The sequence below is a fragment of the Gemmobacter sp. 24YEA27 genome (genome assembly GCF_030052995.1).
Taxonomy (GTDB): Bacteria; Pseudomonadota; Alphaproteobacteria; order Rhodobacterales; family Rhodobacteraceae; genus Pseudogemmobacter.
The window spans coordinates 37,457-53,648 of record NZ_JASJPW010000002.1; the positions used below are offsets into that span (position 1 = coordinate 37,457).

Sequence of the window (16,192 nt, forward strand, 5' to 3'; positions counted from 1 at the left end):
AGTTGCGGTGAGGGAGCGCACAGATGTGGTCATATGCATAATGGCACGGATCCGCGTGGCACCCATCAATATCTATCGGGTCCTTGTGCAGATTGAACACTGCCAGGCGTCCCGCGTCCACAATGCCCGTGGCATCCATCTGCGGCGAAAAAGCTTAGACCCCGATCAGCGCCGCTGCCGATTTGACCAGGCTGTAAACGGCTGTTGTGGCTGCCGCCATGAGGGCATCCGCCCAGTTCAAATCCGGGGTGACAGTGCAAGAAAGTCGCCGCCGCCGGTGATTCCGGAGACAAGGCCGATCACTGCACGGGGGATCAAGGCAGGCATGAACGGCGGCTGTTAGGCCACCCGAATGGCAGCTTTCCCCAGAGCGCGCGCGCCGCGCTACGGCACGTGGCCCGACAGCATCAGAAGAGCGCCAACGAGGGGATAACTCGCCCGGCACCCGGATTCACGCCCCCAGGCGCGGCGAACGGATAGCCGGGGAGCGGGAAGGGAAAGTGGTTTTCCGAGGAGAGTTGCGCGGTCCTTTGGACCATGTGGGTGCCAATGGCGGCAACCACATGGTTCAGCAGCAGTGCCGTGACTTTCATCTCAAGCGGGGGCAATCCGAAAATGACCATCAGCGCGATGTAGCCGGTAGCGCCCGTCTGATCCGGCGCTGCGCAGGGCAAGGTGACAAGGAAGAATGCCAGTATCAATTCAGTCGGTCTTCTCCGCGCTGGCGCACCCATCGGTCCCCACTTCAGGAAGGCATATGCGGCCGCCGCAGCAATCTTCCATGAGGAACCGCAAAAGGCCGTTCAGGGCATCGAACTCGGCGGTGTAAAGGATCGACCGGCTTTCGCGGCGGGAGGATACCAGGCCCGCACGCTCCAGTTCTTTCGCATGAAAGCTGACATTCGAGGCGGTAACCCCGGCCTGCTCGGCGATCACGCCTGCGGCGAGACCCTCCGGCCCGGCTACGACCAGCATTCGCAGGATGCGCAGGCGGGTTTCCTGAGACAGGGCTCCGAAGGACAAGAGCGCTTGACGTTCATCCATTATTTGATGATCCTATAAATATAGAATCAATGAGTATCGCAAATGACGATCCAAAGCAATATCGGCGCGCCGACCGGCGCCGCCGACCCGGGAGATATTACCCTCAGCGGGTTTCTCGAGACACTCTGGCACTTTGGGCCTCGGCCCGTCGTCTTCAGCTATAACGGCGGGGAGGCAGGCCCGTCTGTCAGGTCACTGAGGTCAGGGCCGGACAGTTTCGCGCGCTGGATTGTGGGGGCAACCCGGAGGCCAGGTTCACCAGGACCATCGTCAAGAAAACTGACCATGTCGCGCTGGACATGGCGGCCAGGTTGACCTTCGAGGTCGGTGATAAAGTGCAGCCGATGCCAGACATCGACCCGGCGGCACTCAAAGTGTTGAAGACCTTTCAGTATCCGACGGAGGACCTGCGCCCGAAAAGCTGGGACTAGTTCGCGCAGGACGCTGCGCCGCAATTCGGCCTGGTGATCACCGTTGGTAAGGATGTCGCCGGGGAGGTCTGCCCGATCCGGCCAGGCTCGCCAGCCACAGGCCATTGCGGCATTGCGGATCCGGCCGCTGCCACCGGCACGGAGCTCGAGCGCGAGATGGTCTTTGCCGAGGCGTTTCGTTACCTGCGGCTCCGCCTTGAGCTTTTCTGTGCCCTGCTGGTTGCATCGCAGGATGCAACCAGCCTGATCCGCCACCTGCGTGAGATCGGCCGCGCCGAGGGCGCAACTGACCGGCCGCGCGACAGTATCTGAGGACATTATGGACATCGTCATCTACCACAACCCCGCCTGCGCGACCTCGCGCAACACGCTGGCCATGATCCGCAATGCCGGTGTTGAGCCGCATGTGATCGAATATCTGAAGACGCCGCCGGGCCGGGCCATGCTGCAGGACCTGGTGGCCAGGATGGGAATGCCCCTGCGCGCGCTGCTGCGCGAGAAGGGCACGCCCTTTGCAGAGCTTGGCCTTGGGGATCCGGGCCTGACCGACGATCAGCTTCTTGATGCCATTGCGGCGCATCCAGTGCTGATGAACCGACCGGTGGTGGTGTCGCCGAAGGGTGTTCGCTTGTGCCGCCCCTCCGAGGATGTCCTGGATCTGCTGCCGCCGCAGCAGGGCGCGTTCACCAAGGAGGACGGCGAACAGGTCGTCGACGGGGCGGGCAACCGCATCAGGTCCGCCTGAGCGATGGCACCTTCCCCCTCGCGCCGCCTGTCATTCCTTGACCGCTATCTGACGGTCTGGATTTTCGCCGCCATGGCCCTTGGCATCCTGATGGGATCCGTGGTCCCGGGGCTTCCCAACCTGATGGAAAGCCTGTCCATCGGCACCACCAATATCCCGATCGCCATCGGCCTGATCGTGATGATGTATCCGCCACTGGCCAGGGTCCGCTACGAGGATTTGCCGCAGGTTTTCGCCGATCGCCGCGTGCTGATCCTGTCGCTGGTGCAGAACTGGCTGATCGGACCGGTGCTGATGTTCGCCCTTGCCGTGATCTTCCTGCGCGACCATCCCGATTACATGACCGGCCTGATCCTGATCGGGCTCGCACGTTGTATCGCCATGGTTCTGGTCTGGAACCAGCTCGCGCGCGGCGACAGCCAGTATGTGGCGGGTCTGGTTGCCTTCAACTCGATCTTTCAGATCCTGTTCTTCCCGGTCTGCGCCTGGGTCTTCCTGACTGTGCTGCCGCCCCTATTCGGGCTGGCGGGCAGCGTGATCGACATCAGCATATGGACCATAGCCGAGGCGGTGCTGATTTATCTCGGCCTCCCCTTTGCCGCGGGCTATCTGACTCGTCGCCTGCTGATCGCCCGGCGTGGGCAGGCCTGGTATGCAGAGCAGTTCCTGCCAAAGATCAGCCCGCTGACACTCGCGGCACTGCTCTTCACCATCATCGCCATGTTTAGCCTGAAGGGGGGCGAGGTTCTGACCCTGCCGGGCGACGCGCTGCGCATCGCGGTGCCGCTGACACTCTATTTCCTGATCCAGTTCACCATCAGTTTCTGGATGGGGCGGCTGATCGCGGCGGACTACCCCCGCACGACAGCCATCGCTTTTACTGCAGCCGGCAACAATTTTGAACTGGCCATCGCGGTCGCCATCGCGGCCTTCGGGCTGGCCTCGCCGGTGGCTTTTGCTGCTGTCATCGGCCCGCTGGTGGAAGTGCCGGTGCTGATCCTGCTGGTATCCGTCGCGCTGCGGCTCGGCCGGCGCTGGTTCCCCGATGCTCCAACGAAAGAAGAGATGAAGACGTGACCGATCTCCCGAACCTCACCGATGCCGCGCGCGTTCCTCTGGCAGGCGATCTGCTCGCCCCCTCGCGGTCGGCGCATCCGCCACGGATCCTGCTGCTCTACGGCTCTCTCCGCGCGCGGTCCTATAGCAGGTTCCTGACGCAGGAGGCCGGGAGGCTGCTGCAATATTTCGGCTGCGAGACGCGCATTTTCGACCCCAAAGGCCTGCCATTGCCGGACGAGACCGGCGCCGATCATCCGAAGGTGCAGGAGCTGCGCGACCTCTACCTCTGGTCTGAAGGCCAGGTCTGGACCAGTCCCGAACGCCACGGGGCCATGACCGGGGTGATGAAAAGCCAGATCGACTGGATCCCGCTCTCCATGGGCGCGATCCGACCGACCCAGGGGAGGACCCTGGCGGTCATGCAGGTCTCGGGCGGGTCGCAAAGCTTCAATGCCCTGAATCAGATGCGTATTCTTGGCCGCTGGATGCGGATGCTGACCATCCCGAACCAGTCCTCGGTTGCGAAGGCCTATGACGAATTCGACGAGGCCGGCCGGATGCGACAATCGCCCTATTATGACCGCGTGGTCGATGTGATGGAGGAGCTGGTGAAATTCACGCTTCTGACCCGCGACATCTCCGCCGTGCTGACCGATCGCTACAGTGAACGCAAAGAGGCCGCCCAAGCTCTGGAAGCCCGGCTTCGACTGGACGAGGCTGTACGATGACCCTTGCCGCACCGGCCTTGCCCCTGCGGCGCTGGCCAGTGATCACCGCGCTCGGCATCGTGCAGATCTTTGCCTGGGGCAGCAGCTACTATCTGATGGCTCCGCTGGCCGGCCCCATTGTGGCCGATACCGGCTGGCCGCTCCCCTGGGTGATCGGAGCCCTGTCGTTCGGGTTGCTTGTGGCAGGGCTGGCTTCGCCCCGCGTTGGCACGGCCATTGCACGACATGGCGGCAGGCCGGTGCTTGCCGGCGGAATGATGCTGCTGTCGGCAGGTCTTCTTGTGCTGGCGGCGGCTCCGAACCTGCCGGTGTTCTGCCTTGGCTGGGTCATCATCGGCCTCGGTATGTCGGCAGGGCTCTATGATCCGGCCTTCGCAACGCTGGGACGTCTTTATGGTCGCGACGCCCGATCTGCGATCACCGCGCTGACCCTTTGGGGCGGGTTTGCCAGCGCGGTTTGCTGGCCGATCTCGGCCTGGGCGGTCGGGCAGTTCGGCTGGCGCGGCACCGCCGCCGGCTACGGATTGCTGCATCTGACGATCTGCCTGCCGCTGATCTGGCGCATGATCCCGCAGGAGATGAAAGGACCACCGATGGGCAAGGGGCAGGCGACGGCGCAGATAGCGCTTTCGCGGCCCGAGAGGCGCAGTTTCCGGATCCTGACGAGAATCTTCACCCTGGCCGCGATCATTGCGGCTGTGGTGTCTGTCCATCTCCTGACCCTGCTGGAGGCCCGTGGCGTGTCAACTGCTGCGGCGGTCGCGATGGGCGCGCTGATCGGTCCGGCACAGGTCGCCTCGCGCCTGGTGGAGACCGCGAGCGGTGGCAAACATCACCCCAGATGGACCCTGCTGATGGCGGCTGTCCTCTTTACTGCGGGTGTGGCTCTGCTGGCCTCCGGCTTTGGCTTTTCGGGCCTCGCGCTCATGCTTTATGGCGGCGGCAACGGCCTGTTCTCAATCGCCCGTGGGGCGCTGCCCATGGCGCTGTTCGGACCCGATCGATATCCCGCCCTGATGGGGCGCATGGCACGGCCAGCCCTGACTGCCCAGGCAGCAGCCCCTGTGGCCGGGGCTTTCGCAATACAGTTTCTGGGGGCGAACACAGTGCTTTTTCTGCTCATGGTTCTCGCGGGATCAGCATTGGTGCTGGCCATCTCCGTCGCCGTCGCCGTCTCCGTTGTGCGGCCAGGGTGATGAACGGCAGGCCGGCATCAGCGACTGTTATCCGAACAGCGCAAAATGCGACAGAGCCAGAGGAGGGTTGCGCCAGATTCCTGCAATACTCCCGTCCGCCGGAGACGGAGCGAAGCCCTGGCGGCGGAAGAGACCGGGCGCTCTCCTGACAGTTTTTAACCTCGCGGCAGACAGACTCTGCCCTGGGTCTTTATCGGAAAGGCAATGCAGAAGCGCGCGACCTGATTGCCAGACTGCGCCGATGGGTCAGCAGGCTGGACCGAGTCGACGATCCGAAGGGTGAGAACCTGTTGGGTCTGGAACGCCTGCCAGACCACCCTACCCTGCCGCGATTTCACGAACCTGTCTCGCTGCGGCTTCCAGCAGTGCATGTGCCAGGGCATCGTCATTCACCGCCCGCGAGAGCGTCAGCGCGCCCACCATCAGCGACAGCACGGCCATCGCCTTGTCCGAGGGCCGGTTTTCGCCGGCAGACCCGGTCATCTCCGTCAGCATCCGAAGATGCTCCCGCACGCCGACCTCGAACTGCGCTCTGACCTCTGGTCCGTGACGGGCAGCATCGGCCCCCAAAGCGACAAAGGGGCAGCCTTCCCCCTTCCTGTTCAGATGTTCGGGCGAAAGATAAAAGGCGGTGACAGCCTCAAGCGGCGCATCGGGGTTTTCGGCAACCACGTCCGACCAGCGCCGTGTCGCCATTTCCATTGCGCGCGCGGAGGCCTGCCCGATCAGATCCTCTTTCGAGGCAAACTGTTTGTAAAAACCGCCCTGTGTCAGGCCAGCGCCCTTCATCAGATCCTTGAGCCCGATGCTATCGAAACCATGTTCGCGAAACAGCTTGCTGGCCGCGTTGATCACGGCCTGATGGTTCTCTTCCGCCTGCGCACGGCTCACTCTCATGGGGCGCTCCGATCCCTGAATTCGCTGGGAAATTCTTACCGCATATAGAGGCTGAACGCAATCAAAGCAGCATCCATCCCGTCACATCCAGGGGGCATTAAGGCAGGTCTATCGCCGCAACACCGACCCGAGCATGATCAGGCCATAGGCCAAAAGCCCGAGCCCCAACGCCAGATAAAGCGCGCGGATGTCGCCGGTCCATTCCAGCGCCAGCCAGCCACCGCCAAGCGCGATCACAAGCCGGACAATCCCCGCCACCAGCGGCATTGTCAGCCGTTGCTGACCCTGCGCCGCGAAGTAAAGCACCAGCCCGAGGCCGAAGAAACCGTAAAACGGTCCCACGATCTGCAGATAGGCGCGGCCGGCTTCAATCATCTCAGCCTCGGCGCTGAACAGCGTCAGCCAGGCCACCGGAAAGGCGGCCGCGATCAGGCCCACCGCTTCGGTTACGGCAAAGGCCAGCACCGCGCCGGTCAGCGCGATCTGGCGCGCCCGGGCCTCCAGGCCGGCGGCGGCATTGGTGCCGACCAGCGCCACCATCGGGGCACCGATGCCGAAGACCATCGGGATCAGCAGATATTCCAGCCGGATGCCGGTGCCGAAGCCCGCCACCGCTTCGACCCCCAGCCGCAGCGCGATGATCGCCGTGCTGCCCGCGATGACAACATTGCTGATCACCGACTGTACCGAAGACAGCGCACCGATCTTCAGTATCCCGGCAAAATGCCGTGCTTGCAGCGGCAGCCAGCGAAAGCGCGCGGGGTTGCGGCCAGATGCGATGTAAAGGCCCAGAATGGCCGCCCCCACCGCGTAGTACAGGACCAGCGCCAGACCGCCGCCCGCAATGCCCATCGCCGGGATCGGTCCGAAGCCGAAGATCAGCAGCGGCGAGACCGGGATCAGGAAAACCACCCCGAGCACCGAGACGAGCGCGGGCACCAGCATATTGCCCGCACCACGGATCACACTGCCCAGGCCGTTCATCAGCCAGGTGAAGACATTCCCGGCAAAGACCACGTTGGAATAGATGATCGCGGCTTCCAGCTCGGCGCCGCGCCCGCCAAGCGCGGTGAAGATCGGGCGGCCCCAGATCAGGAACAGCGCCGAGAACGCAAGGCCAATCCCCAGATTGACCACCACGGCGTGCAGCACCAGCGCATCGGCATCGGCCCTGCGTCCGGACCCGAGCGCACGGGCGATCGAGGAGGAGACCGCCCCGCCCACCGCCCCGGCTGAAATCATCGTCATCAGCATGACCACCGGAAAGACCAGCGCCATACCCGCCAGCGCATCGGTGCCGAGTTTCGAGACCCAGAAGGTCTCGATCAGCCCGGTCGAGGCCTGCGCCAGCATGATCAGCACATTAGGCAAGGCCATCCGCACCAACAGCGGCAGGATCGGTGCCTCCAGCAGACGCTGCGTGCGCGGGTCGCGTTCAATCGTGGCAGTGGCGGCGGTCATAGGGGCACCAGGAGGCTGGAGGCAGAAACAGAAACAGCGGAAAGCATCACTGCGCTGCCCAGCGGCGCAGGGCAAGGCTTGCATTGACGCCCCCAAAGCCAAAGCCGTTAGACAGGGCGTAGTCGGTATGAAGGCTGCGGGCCGTGACGCCGACAATATCCAGCCCCCCGGCCGCCGGGTCCGGATCGGTCAGATTGCGTGTCGGCGGCGCGATCTGGTCGCGCAGCGCGAGTGCGGTGAAAATCGCCTCCAGCCCGCCTGCCGCCCCCAGAAGATGGCCGGTCGCCGATTTGGTTGCGCTGATCGCCGGGCCTGGCAGACCGGCGAACAGGGTCCGGATCGCCGCCAGCTCGCCCAGATCACCGACCGGGGTTGATGTGGCATGGGCGTTCAGATGGCCGACCGCACCCGGCGCAATCCCGGCCTGGGCCAGCGCAATCTCCATCGCGCGGCGCGCGCCGTCGCCATCCTCGGGGCCTGCGGTGATGTGCCATGCGTCTGATGTGGTACCATAACCGACGATCTCGGCAATCGGTTGCGCACCGCGCGCGAGGGCGTGGTCCAGCGCCTCGATCACCAGGATGCCCGCGCCTTCGCCCATCACGAATCCGTCGCGTGCCCGGTCAAACGGGCGGGAGGCCAGCGCGGGCGTCTCATTCCAGCCGGTCGACAGCGCGCGGGCCGCGGCGAATCCGCCAAGCGCCGTGCGATCGATACAGGCCTCGGCCCCGCCGCAAAGCGCGACGTCGATCTCGCCCGCGCGGATCATGCGGGCGGCATCGCCAATGGCCTGCACCCCCGCCGCGCAGGCGGTGACCGGCGCGCCAAGCGGCCCCTTGAATCCGTACCGGATCGACACCTGACCTGCGGCAAGGTTCGCAAGGAAGGAAGGCACCGTGAAGGGCGACAGGCGGCGCGGACCCCGGTCCGCCACCGTCGCCACGGCGTCAACGATGGCGTGGAACCCGCCGATCCCGGTCGCGATGATCGTGGCTGTGCGGTGACGTTGTTCATCGGTTGCAGGGATCCACCCCGCCTGTGCCACGGCCTCATCGGCTGCCGCCATGGCGAAAAGGATGAAGCGATCCATCCGCCGCTGGTCCTTGGGCGCGACAGTACTGTCGGGGTCAAAACCACCTTCCGGATCCTCGGCGGATCCGGGAACCGGCGCCGCGATCCTGCATCCCAGATCGGCACTGACCGCATCCGGCAGAAGGCGCAGACCTGAGCCGCCCGCCAGCAGGCGTTGCCAGGCCAGCTCTGTGCCGGTGCCGAGCGGGCTGACGGCGCCCATACCTGTAATCACGATTCTGCGCATGGCATGTTCTCCGATCCATGTTAGATGTCATATGCCATCTAACATGGATCAGCAAGACACCTGGCGTTACGGGATACCGGGCGTAACAATACCACGCGCCATCAGCCAAATTCAGATCCCGGCGCATGGGCCGTTACCCCGTCCCCGCCGAGAAAAGCGCTGCGGAAATCTTATGGCAGGAACGCCCCCGTTCACCGCCTCGACAATGCAAGGACGCTGACCGCAGACACAGGCGCGGCGTCAGAAACCGCTCCGGCGGAGCAGTTTCCGGCGGATGGTGATCATTGCCCGCCGGAAATGAGCCGGGTTTTCCTTTGCAGATCAGGCCAGCTGCAATCCAGGCCTATGTTCAAGCGGGCAGAACATGCCGGTTTCGCCGGATCAAGAGACGGCGCAGAATGCGTCGTGACCTGACGTGACTTCAGAGCAGAACCACTTGTTTGCCGCGCAGGATACCTTGCCGGACCTCTGCAAGCACGTCCGGCAATGTGGAAAATCCGGATACGCTTATCGGAGGCAGCTCCAGCGATCCCTGCTCAACCAGGCTGAAAAGCCGGGTCCCGGCCTGACGCAGCAGCCGCAGATCCTCGCGGCATCCATGTTGGTGGATGCTGTTCAGCGCCACTTCGTGCAGGGACAGAGCGGTAGAAAATGCGGACAGCGGCGCGCTTTCCTGCCGGTCCTGGATGCAGATCAGGTGGCCGTTATAGCCGATCAGCGGCGCCAGTATGCGGGCATGAGTGCCGCTGACCGTGTCGAAAGCCGCATGAAGACGGCGTGGGCCGAGGGCGGCCGTCAGCTGCTGCTGCCAGTCCGGATCATGATAGTCGAAAACCCCGCTGACCCCGAGGGACAACAATGCCGGGTGATGCGAGAGAGAGGCAGTTGCCCAGACACGCCAGCCCAGCCTCAGGGCCAGCTGGCAAAGGATCAGCCCGACCGCGCCACCGCCGCCACAGACCAGCACATCGCGCCCTCCGGTGCCGGGCAGTTTTTCCAGGGCCTGCCAGGCGGTCAGGCCCGGACAGGGCAATGCGGCGGCTTGCGCATCATCCACACCCTGCGGGACTGCCATAAGGGCATCCGCGCGGATCACGATATGGCTGGCAAAGCTGCCATTCTGCCCAAGGCCCTGATGATAGGCGTAACGCATAACCGCAGGCAGCTGCACCCCTGCCCCGGCGGCAAGCAATATGCCACAGCCATCAACCCCCGGAACATGCCCGGGGCTCCAGAGCGGGTGCCCCCATTCGATCATCTTCCAGTCGACCGGGTTCAGCCCGATCGACAGGTTTTGCAGCAAAACCTCGCCGGGCCCGGGAACGGGCAGCGCGCGGCTTTCCTGCTTCAGCCCTGTGGGCTGCCCCTGGCTCTGCCATGTCCAGGCAATCATCTCATCGGCCAAAACTCTCTCCCCCGCAAAGCCTGCCCGGCTGTCAGAACCCGCCGCTCACAAAACCGCCATCAACCGCGATCTCGGTGCCGGTGACATAGGCCGCCGCCGGAGCGGCGAGGAACAATGCGGCCCCGATGATGTCTTCAGCCCGGCCCCAGCGTTTGATGGCACAGCGGTGCAGAATACGCCCGGTCAGACCGGCATCCTCCTGGAGGCCGGTTGTCATCTCGGTCGCGATATAGCCCGGCGTGACCGCGTTCACCCGGATCCCCTCGGCGGCAAAAGCATGGGCGAGGTGGCGGGTCAGCCCCAGAACGCCGGCCTTGCTCGCGCCATAGGCCGGCACCGCCGTATCGGTCAGATAGCTGAGCATCGAAGCCGTGTTGATGATCGAGCCGCCCTGGCGTGCCAGCAGGGGGCGTGCCGCCATGCTCAGCCCCATGACGCTGTTAAGGTTGACTTCCATGACTTCAAGGAAGGTGTCGGTTTCATATTCCTTGTCGGGCCGCGCAATCCCGGCGGCATTGACCAGAATATCGAGACGGCTGAACCCGTCGAAAGCGCCCGCCACCGCTTTGCGATCCGTCACATCGAGGCGGGCGAAGCGCATCCCTGCGACGGGCGGCGTGGCATTCAGCCGCCCGATCTTGGCCGCAGAACTGCCCATAGCGATGACCTCTGCGCCGAGGCGGGCAAAGGCCTCAGCGATGGCGAGGCCAATGCCACTGGTGCCGCCGGAAACGCAGACTGTCTGGCCGGCAAAAAGATCGGGGCAAAGGATGCAAGCGGGGTGGTCATCTCAGCGGGTCTCCTTCGGGAATTTCAGGTCAGACGCAGCCCTGGCGATAGCGCGCCAGAGAGTGCGAGAGGTCATATTGCTGCGTTGCGGCCAGGCGATAGGCGGCCAGCCCGGCCTGATAGACCGGGCGATGTGCGGGGCGCGGGCTGTGCCGCGATGCTTCGGCATGGATCGCGCGGATCGGCGAGAAGTCGGACCAGATCTTCAGCGCATGGAAGGCGATGGCGGCGGCGCCCAGCGTTGCGGCCTCTTGGTCAACCGCGGTCTTGACCACATCTATCTCAAGAGTATCCGCAAAGATCTGGCGCCAGAACGCGCTGCGGGCGCCACCGCCAACCGCCACCAGGGACGGGCCGATGGGGGTCATGCGGCGCAATTCGTCCAGCGCCACCCGAAGGCCATAGGCGACCCCTTCGAACGCGGCACGCAGCAGATCGCCACGGTCATGCTGCAGCGAAAGGCCGATCCAGCCCCCCGCACTTCGGCGCCGCCTTCCAGCGATGTGCCGCCGCCCAGCGTCGGCACCATCAGCAGGCCGCGCGCCCCGGGTGGAGAGGTCTCCGCCAGCTTTTCCATTGCGGCATGGCCCATGCCTTCGCCATCCGCGCCAAGGATCCTGCGGGTCCAGTCCATCGTGGTCCCGAAGAGAAGATGGATGTGGCCGAGATAAACTGCCCCGGCACCAGATGGGCGAAAGCATAGGAGCGGACTTTCGGGTCCAGGACAGGGCGTGCGGCGGATATCGTCAGCCAGCTTGACGAGCCCATCGAGGAAAAGAGATCGCCGTCTTCAAAGGTCTGCGCGCCAAGCGCCATGCAGGAATTATCGACCCCGCCTGCAATGACGGCCGTCCCGGGCTTAAGCCCGAGCGTCTGTGCCGCCGTCCTTGTCAGCTCGCCGATCACCGAGGCCGATGGCACGATTTCCGGCAGGAGATCTGCGCGCAGCCCAGCGGCGGCCAGGATCTCCGGGTCATATTGTCCGGCCAGCAGATCAAATGCCCCGAACCAGACGCATAGGACGGATCCGTCACCATCCGCCCCGTCATCAGGAAATTGAGATAATCCTTGGTGCCGAGAATGCGGTTGGTACGGGCGAAGATCTCCGGGGCGTTCCGGCGCAGCCAGAGGATTTTGAACAGCGGGTAGAGCGGTGCCGGGAAGCCATTTCCGGTGCGCAGATACCAGCTTTCCTCGTCGAAACGGTCAAAGAACGCAGCCGCATCCTGCTGGGCCCGTCCGTCTGACCAGATCGGCACCGCATCCTGCAGCAACTGCCCCTCTGCATCGACCGGAATACAGCCAAGACTGTGGCCCGAGAGGCTGATCGCCCTGACATCCGCAGCCGTAAACCCGGCCTCCCCCCCTTTCGCCAGCAAGGCGGCGGTGGTTCGGATCAGAGCCTGCCACCAGTCTGCCGGCCGTTGCTCATGCAAAGATGGCACGGGATAGAATGTCGGGTAATTTTCGACCACTTCGGCGAGCACCCTGCCATCGGGCGCGACAACGGCACCTTTGAGCCCCCCGGTGCCGAGGTCGCATGCCAGAACCAGATCCTTCATCATTTCTCTCCCGCGTCTGTCTGGTCCGGCTCAGCCCGCGACCCGCAGCCCGCCATCCGGCAGGGACCGGCAGGCCGCGATCAGGTCTCTGGCCACATCCGTATTGATGCCAAACCGCGTGACTCCGGCTTCGATCATGGCAGCAACGGTCTCAAGATCACGGATCCCGCCCGAGGCCTTGATGCCAATTTCCGCGCCGGCGGCTTCCCGGATCAGCCGGATATGGTGCAAGGTGGTGGGGAGCCCGGTCCAGCCGGTGCCGGTCTTAACAAAGGCTGCCCCGGACGCCGCCACCAGCGTCGCCGCGCGGCGGATCTCGTCATCGGTCAGTCGCGAGACCTCGATGATCACCTTGACCGGCACCGGTGCCACGGCTTTGATCACGGCGGCAAGCTCTGTCGCCACATAGGCATCATCGCCAGACTTCAGCCGCCCGATATTCATCATCATATCGACTTCGGTGGCGCCGTCCGCGACCAGCCCGCGCGCCTCGACAAGTTTGGTCTCTGTGCGGTTGCCGCCCGAGGGAAAGCCGATCGGTCCGCCCACCAGCACCCCGCAACGGCCCGGAAGCAATGTCGCCAGCAATGCGGTGAAATGCGGCAGCGCATGGACGGCGATAAAGCCTTCGGCCAGCGCGACCCGGGCGACCTCGCGCAGGTCGGCCTCGGTATGGAAAGCCTGCACGGCGCTGATATCAATCATCTGCGCAAGATCGCGCGGCGACAGGATGCTTTCGGCGGGTGCCTCGGCCATAGTTTTCTCCTTGCTGGAACAACCGGGGGATGCCCCGGTCCTGCCCTTCGTCTCAGCCCTCTCCGCGCGCGCGGAACCGGGCCAGATGTTGTTTCATTTCCTTGAAACGGTTCGCCTGCTCGGCGTCGCGGCGCAGAGCTACCGCCGTCGAGAGGATGTCGATGGTGACCAGAGCCGCCAGCCGCGAAATGGTCGGTGTATAGGCATCGGTATTGTCGAGTGTCTCGACCACCAGCACCACATCGCAATATTGCGCCAGCGGCCCCTCGGCGCCCAGAAGACCCAGCACCTTTGCACCGTTCCGGCGTGCCAGCTGCGCCACCTCGATCAGAGATTTCGTCATTGCGGTATTCGAGATCACCACCGCCACATCACCCGGGCGCATCATGCCCGCCTGCATGGTCATCTGGTGCAGGTCGCGCTCGGCACCGCAGGGAATTCCGAACAGCGGAAACTTCTGCTGTGCGTCCAGCGCCACGATGGCCGAGGCGCCAAAGCCGAAGAACTCCAGTCTTGCGGCATCGGCCAGCAGGGATACCGCCGCCTCCATCCGCACGGTGTCAAGCTGGCGGCGGGCCCAGTCGAGGCTGGTGATTGTGTAGTCAAATATCTTGCCCGAAATGACCTGGACAGAGTCGAAAGCCGCAATCGCCGAATGCGTCGCCGGCGTCCCGAGCGCGAGACTATGGGCCAGCCGCAGCTTGAAATCATTGAAGCCCTCGCAGCCCACGGCAGTGCAGAAGCGGATGACGGTGGGCTGGCTGACCTGGGCCAGCTCTGCCGTTTCTGCCACGGTGGCCGAAAGAAAACGCGACGGATCTTCAAGCACAAGATCCGCCACTTTGCGGTCAGAGCGGCGCAGATCCGGCAGCGCCTGGCGGATCGCGGTAAGGATATCGACGCCGGGATTGCTCCGCGCCTGTTCTGTCGACTTTGGTTCCATTACCGCTCTCCTGCTCAAAATAGGTCAGCCGACACAATAAACCACGCCGGTCATGGCGCGTAGTATCGCAAGATCGGCCCGTTGCGCAGCCATGGCGTCGATCCGCTCCGGCGCACAGCTATTGAAGGCGAACATGCCATAGTGATGCGCCAGCAATGTGCCCGCCCCGACGGCGCAGGTGATCCCGGCCGCTTCCTCAAGCGAGAAATTTCCCGCAATTCCTGATGCTGTCAGCTCGGGGTCACGCCCGTTCACCGGCAAAAGTGCGATGTCTGGGGCGAAATCGGTGACATCAGAGACAAGCCCCTCAAAAGGCACACAATCCCCCGAATGCCAGAGCCGCAGATCCGGCGTCGCCAGACCATAGCCGAGAAACCGGTGCCGCCCTGTGAGATCCGTTTCCGGGGTTTCATGTGCCGCAGCGAACACCCGAAGCGAAAGCCCCGGCGCAAGCGCAATCCTTGCCCCTGCATCGGTGCCGGTAAGGCGCGGATCTTCCGGGTCGAGCCGGCTGCGAAGGGCGGCCTCGGCCCGCTCCGCCTCGGGGAATATAAAGCGCGCTGCCGGAAAGGCCTGCGCGATATAAGGCAGCGTGCCCGGATCCATATGATCGCCGTGGCGATGGGTCAGCAGGATGAAGTCCGGCTCCGGCAGATCTCTGACGGCGACCGGCACCGGCATCATCCGCTCATGCGGGCGGGCTGTACCGCTATATTTTTCAGCCAGGCTGTCCGAGAGATAGGGATCGATCAGGCCAAACCGGCCTGCGGCAAAGATCGCGAACCCGGCCTGGCCAAGCCAGAAGATTTCTGTCCCCCCGGCCTGAGCCCCGCGCAGCCGGGCCGCGCGCAGCGCCGGCGCGAGATCCCCGCGAAGGGCCGCGGGGACAGAAGGCGCCCGGGGGTCATGCCGGTGCTCCGGCTGCGGGTCCAAGGGCGCGGATCAGGTTCCGGACCGCAATCGACGTCGCACGGCTGACGCTTTCCGCAGTCAAAGCGCCGATATGGCTGGTCGCAATGACATTAGGGTCACCTGCAAGGGTCAGATCGCGCGGTGGTTCCTCGGCAAAGACATCGGTTCCGTAGCCGCCCACAGCACCGCTCGCCAGCGCCGCTTTCATTGCCTGCTCATCGACGAGGCTCGCCCGGGCGGTGTTCACCACCAGGGCGCCCACCGGCAAGAGGGCAAGTTCTGCGGCGCCCAGCAAAGGCGCCCCATCGGTGCGGGCCGGTGCATGGAGGCTGATCAGATCGGCTGAGCGCAGCAGCTCTTCAAAGGGCGAAAAGGAAAACAGCGCCGGATGCAGGCCGGGATCGCGCGGGAAGGGATCATAGGCCAGCACCTTTGCCCCCATTGCCACCACCACGCGGGCGACATGCGCCCCGATCGCGCCCATTCCGACGATGCCGACCGTGCGGCCCGAGATCTCGGCTCCGCGCCTGCGCAGCCAGCCGCCCGATTTCACGCTGTGATCGGTTTCAGGGATATGGCGCGACAGGGACAGCATCAGGCTGACCGCAAGCTCTGCCACGCCGATGGCATTCGCGCCCTCGGCACGCAGCACCTGCACCCCCCGCGCCTCGCATTCCGCCAGCGGCAGATTGTCGGTGCCGACACCATTTCTGGAAATCGCCCTCAGCGCTGATGCGGCCCGGATGACCTCGGCCGGGACCGGCTCGACCCCGGCAAGCCAGCCGACGCAACCGGGCAGCAGACTGGTCAGATCCTCGGGCGTCGGTGTCTCGCCGGCCTTTGCCCAGACGAGATCATAGCCCGCCTCGGTCAAAGGCGTCAGCTCGGCCGGGCGCAAAGCGGTCAGGGAACGGGGCGTGATCAGAATGCGGGTCATGGTCCTGCC

The 16,192-nt window shown here is 64.5% G+C and carries 19 protein-coding genes; 5 read left to right on the top strand and 14 right to left on the bottom strand.

Features of this window, described 5'->3' with window-relative positions:
- Window positions 1-407 precede the first annotated feature (407 nt).
- Both QNO18_RS17660 and QNO18_RS17665 read right to left on the bottom strand, forming a co-directional pair.
- The gene (locus QNO18_RS17660; protein WP_283178874.1) at window positions 408-701 is read right to left on the bottom strand and encodes a hypothetical protein; all 294 of its coding nucleotides are present in this window, start codon (window positions 699-701) and stop codon (window positions 408-410) included.
- Window position 702: 1 nt separating this feature from the next.
- Window positions 703-1,044, bottom strand: coding sequence for a metalloregulator ArsR/SmtB family transcription factor (locus tag QNO18_RS17665; protein ID WP_283178875.1), 342 nt, complete (start codon window positions 1,042-1,044; stop codon window positions 703-705).
- 464 nt (window positions 1,045-1,508) lie between these two features.
- Here QNO18_RS17665 and QNO18_RS17670 point away from each other — a divergent pair, with 464 nt between their 5' ends.
- From QNO18_RS17670 to QNO18_RS17690, 5 genes are read left to right on the top strand one after another with little or no spacing between them, the layout of a single operon-like run.
- Window positions 1,509-1,787: a hypothetical protein gene (locus QNO18_RS17670; protein WP_283178876.1), complete on the top strand. Its 279-nt coding sequence runs from the start codon at window positions 1,509-1,511 to the stop codon at window positions 1,785-1,787.
- 7 nt (window positions 1,788-1,794) lie between these two features.
- Entirely contained in the window at window positions 1,795-2,220 is a 426-nt protein-coding gene (arsC, locus tag QNO18_RS17675) for an arsenate reductase (glutaredoxin) (RefSeq protein ID WP_283178877.1), read from the top strand.
- A 3-nt stretch (window positions 2,221-2,223) separates the two neighbouring features.
- A complete protein-coding gene (gene arsB, locus QNO18_RS17680) occupies window positions 2,224-3,297 on the top strand; it encodes an ACR3 family arsenite efflux transporter (RefSeq protein ID WP_283178878.1) in 1,074 nt (357 codons plus the stop codon).
- Entirely contained in the window at window positions 3,294-4,007 is a 714-nt protein-coding gene (arsH, locus tag QNO18_RS17685) for an arsenical resistance protein ArsH (RefSeq protein ID WP_283178879.1), read from the top strand. Before arsB ends, arsH begins: the two co-directional genes overlap by 4 nt.
- The gene (locus QNO18_RS17690; RefSeq protein WP_283178880.1) at window positions 4,004-5,203 is read left to right on the top strand and encodes an MFS transporter; all 1,200 of its coding nucleotides are present in this window, start codon (window positions 4,004-4,006) and stop codon (window positions 5,201-5,203) included. The genes arsH and QNO18_RS17690 overlap by 4 nt, the downstream gene beginning before the upstream one ends.
- Before the next feature lie 318 nt (window positions 5,204-5,521).
- Here the strand turns inward: QNO18_RS17690 and QNO18_RS17695 are convergent, their stop codons facing one another.
- The 12 genes from QNO18_RS17695 to QNO18_RS17750 all read right to left on the bottom strand — a co-directional run bounded on the left by QNO18_RS17695 (window position 5,522) and on the right by QNO18_RS17750 (window position 16,183).
- The gene (locus QNO18_RS17695; RefSeq protein ID WP_283178881.1) at window positions 5,522-6,100 is read right to left on the bottom strand and encodes a TetR/AcrR family transcriptional regulator; all 579 of its coding nucleotides are present in this window, start codon (window positions 6,098-6,100) and stop codon (window positions 5,522-5,524) included.
- 108 nt (window positions 6,101-6,208) lie between these two features.
- Complete coding sequence (locus QNO18_RS17700) at window positions 6,209-7,561, bottom strand: MATE family efflux transporter (RefSeq protein ID WP_283178882.1); 1,353 nt, start codon at window positions 7,559-7,561, stop codon at window positions 6,209-6,211.
- Between the two features lie 46 nt (window positions 7,562-7,607).
- Entirely contained in the window at window positions 7,608-8,879 is a 1,272-nt protein-coding gene (gene fabF, locus QNO18_RS17705) for a beta-ketoacyl-ACP synthase II (protein WP_283178883.1), read from the bottom strand.
- Between the two features lie 421 nt (window positions 8,880-9,300).
- A complete protein-coding gene (locus QNO18_RS17710) occupies window positions 9,301-10,284 on the bottom strand; it encodes a zinc-binding dehydrogenase (protein ID WP_283178884.1) in 984 nt (327 codons plus the stop codon).
- Window positions 10,285-10,315: 31 nt separating this feature from the next.
- Window positions 10,316-11,056 carry an SDR family oxidoreductase gene (locus tag QNO18_RS17715; protein ID WP_283179268.1) on the bottom strand — a complete coding sequence of 247 codons (741 nt, stop codon included), beginning with the start codon at window positions 11,054-11,056 and terminating at the stop codon, window positions 10,316-10,318.
- A gap of 46 nt (window positions 11,057-11,102) precedes the next feature.
- Complete coding sequence (locus QNO18_RS17720) at window positions 11,103-11,540, bottom strand: FGGY-family carbohydrate kinase (protein ID WP_283179269.1); 438 nt, start codon at window positions 11,538-11,540, stop codon at window positions 11,103-11,105.
- Window positions 11,438-11,707 (bottom strand): hypothetical protein, encoded by a 270-nt coding sequence (locus QNO18_RS17725; RefSeq protein WP_283179286.1) that lies wholly within the window; start codon window positions 11,705-11,707, stop codon window positions 11,438-11,440. Before QNO18_RS17725 ends, QNO18_RS17720 begins: the two co-directional genes overlap by 103 nt.
- A gap of 268 nt (window positions 11,708-11,975) precedes the next feature.
- Window positions 11,976-12,635 carry an FGGY family carbohydrate kinase gene (locus tag QNO18_RS17730; protein WP_283178885.1) on the bottom strand — a complete coding sequence of 220 codons (660 nt, stop codon included), beginning with the start codon at window positions 12,633-12,635 and terminating at the stop codon, window positions 11,976-11,978.
- A 30-nt stretch (window positions 12,636-12,665) separates the two neighbouring features.
- On the bottom strand, window positions 12,666-13,391 hold the full coding sequence (gene deoC, locus QNO18_RS17735; RefSeq protein WP_283178886.1) for a deoxyribose-phosphate aldolase: 726 nt from the start codon (window positions 13,389-13,391) through the stop codon (window positions 12,666-12,668).
- Window positions 13,392-13,443: 52 nt separating this feature from the next.
- Window positions 13,444-14,334, bottom strand: coding sequence for an SIS domain-containing protein (locus QNO18_RS17740; protein ID WP_283178887.1), 891 nt, complete (start codon window positions 14,332-14,334; stop codon window positions 13,444-13,446).
- Window positions 14,335-14,358: 24 nt separating this feature from the next.
- Entirely contained in the window at window positions 14,359-15,267 is a 909-nt protein-coding gene (locus QNO18_RS17745; RefSeq protein WP_283178888.1) for an MBL fold metallo-hydrolase, read from the bottom strand.
- The gene (locus QNO18_RS17750; protein ID WP_283178889.1) at window positions 15,239-16,183 is read right to left on the bottom strand and encodes a phosphoglycerate dehydrogenase; all 945 of its coding nucleotides are present in this window, start codon (window positions 16,181-16,183) and stop codon (window positions 15,239-15,241) included. Before QNO18_RS17750 ends, QNO18_RS17745 begins: the two co-directional genes overlap by 29 nt.
- Window positions 16,184-16,192: the final 9 nt, after the last annotated feature.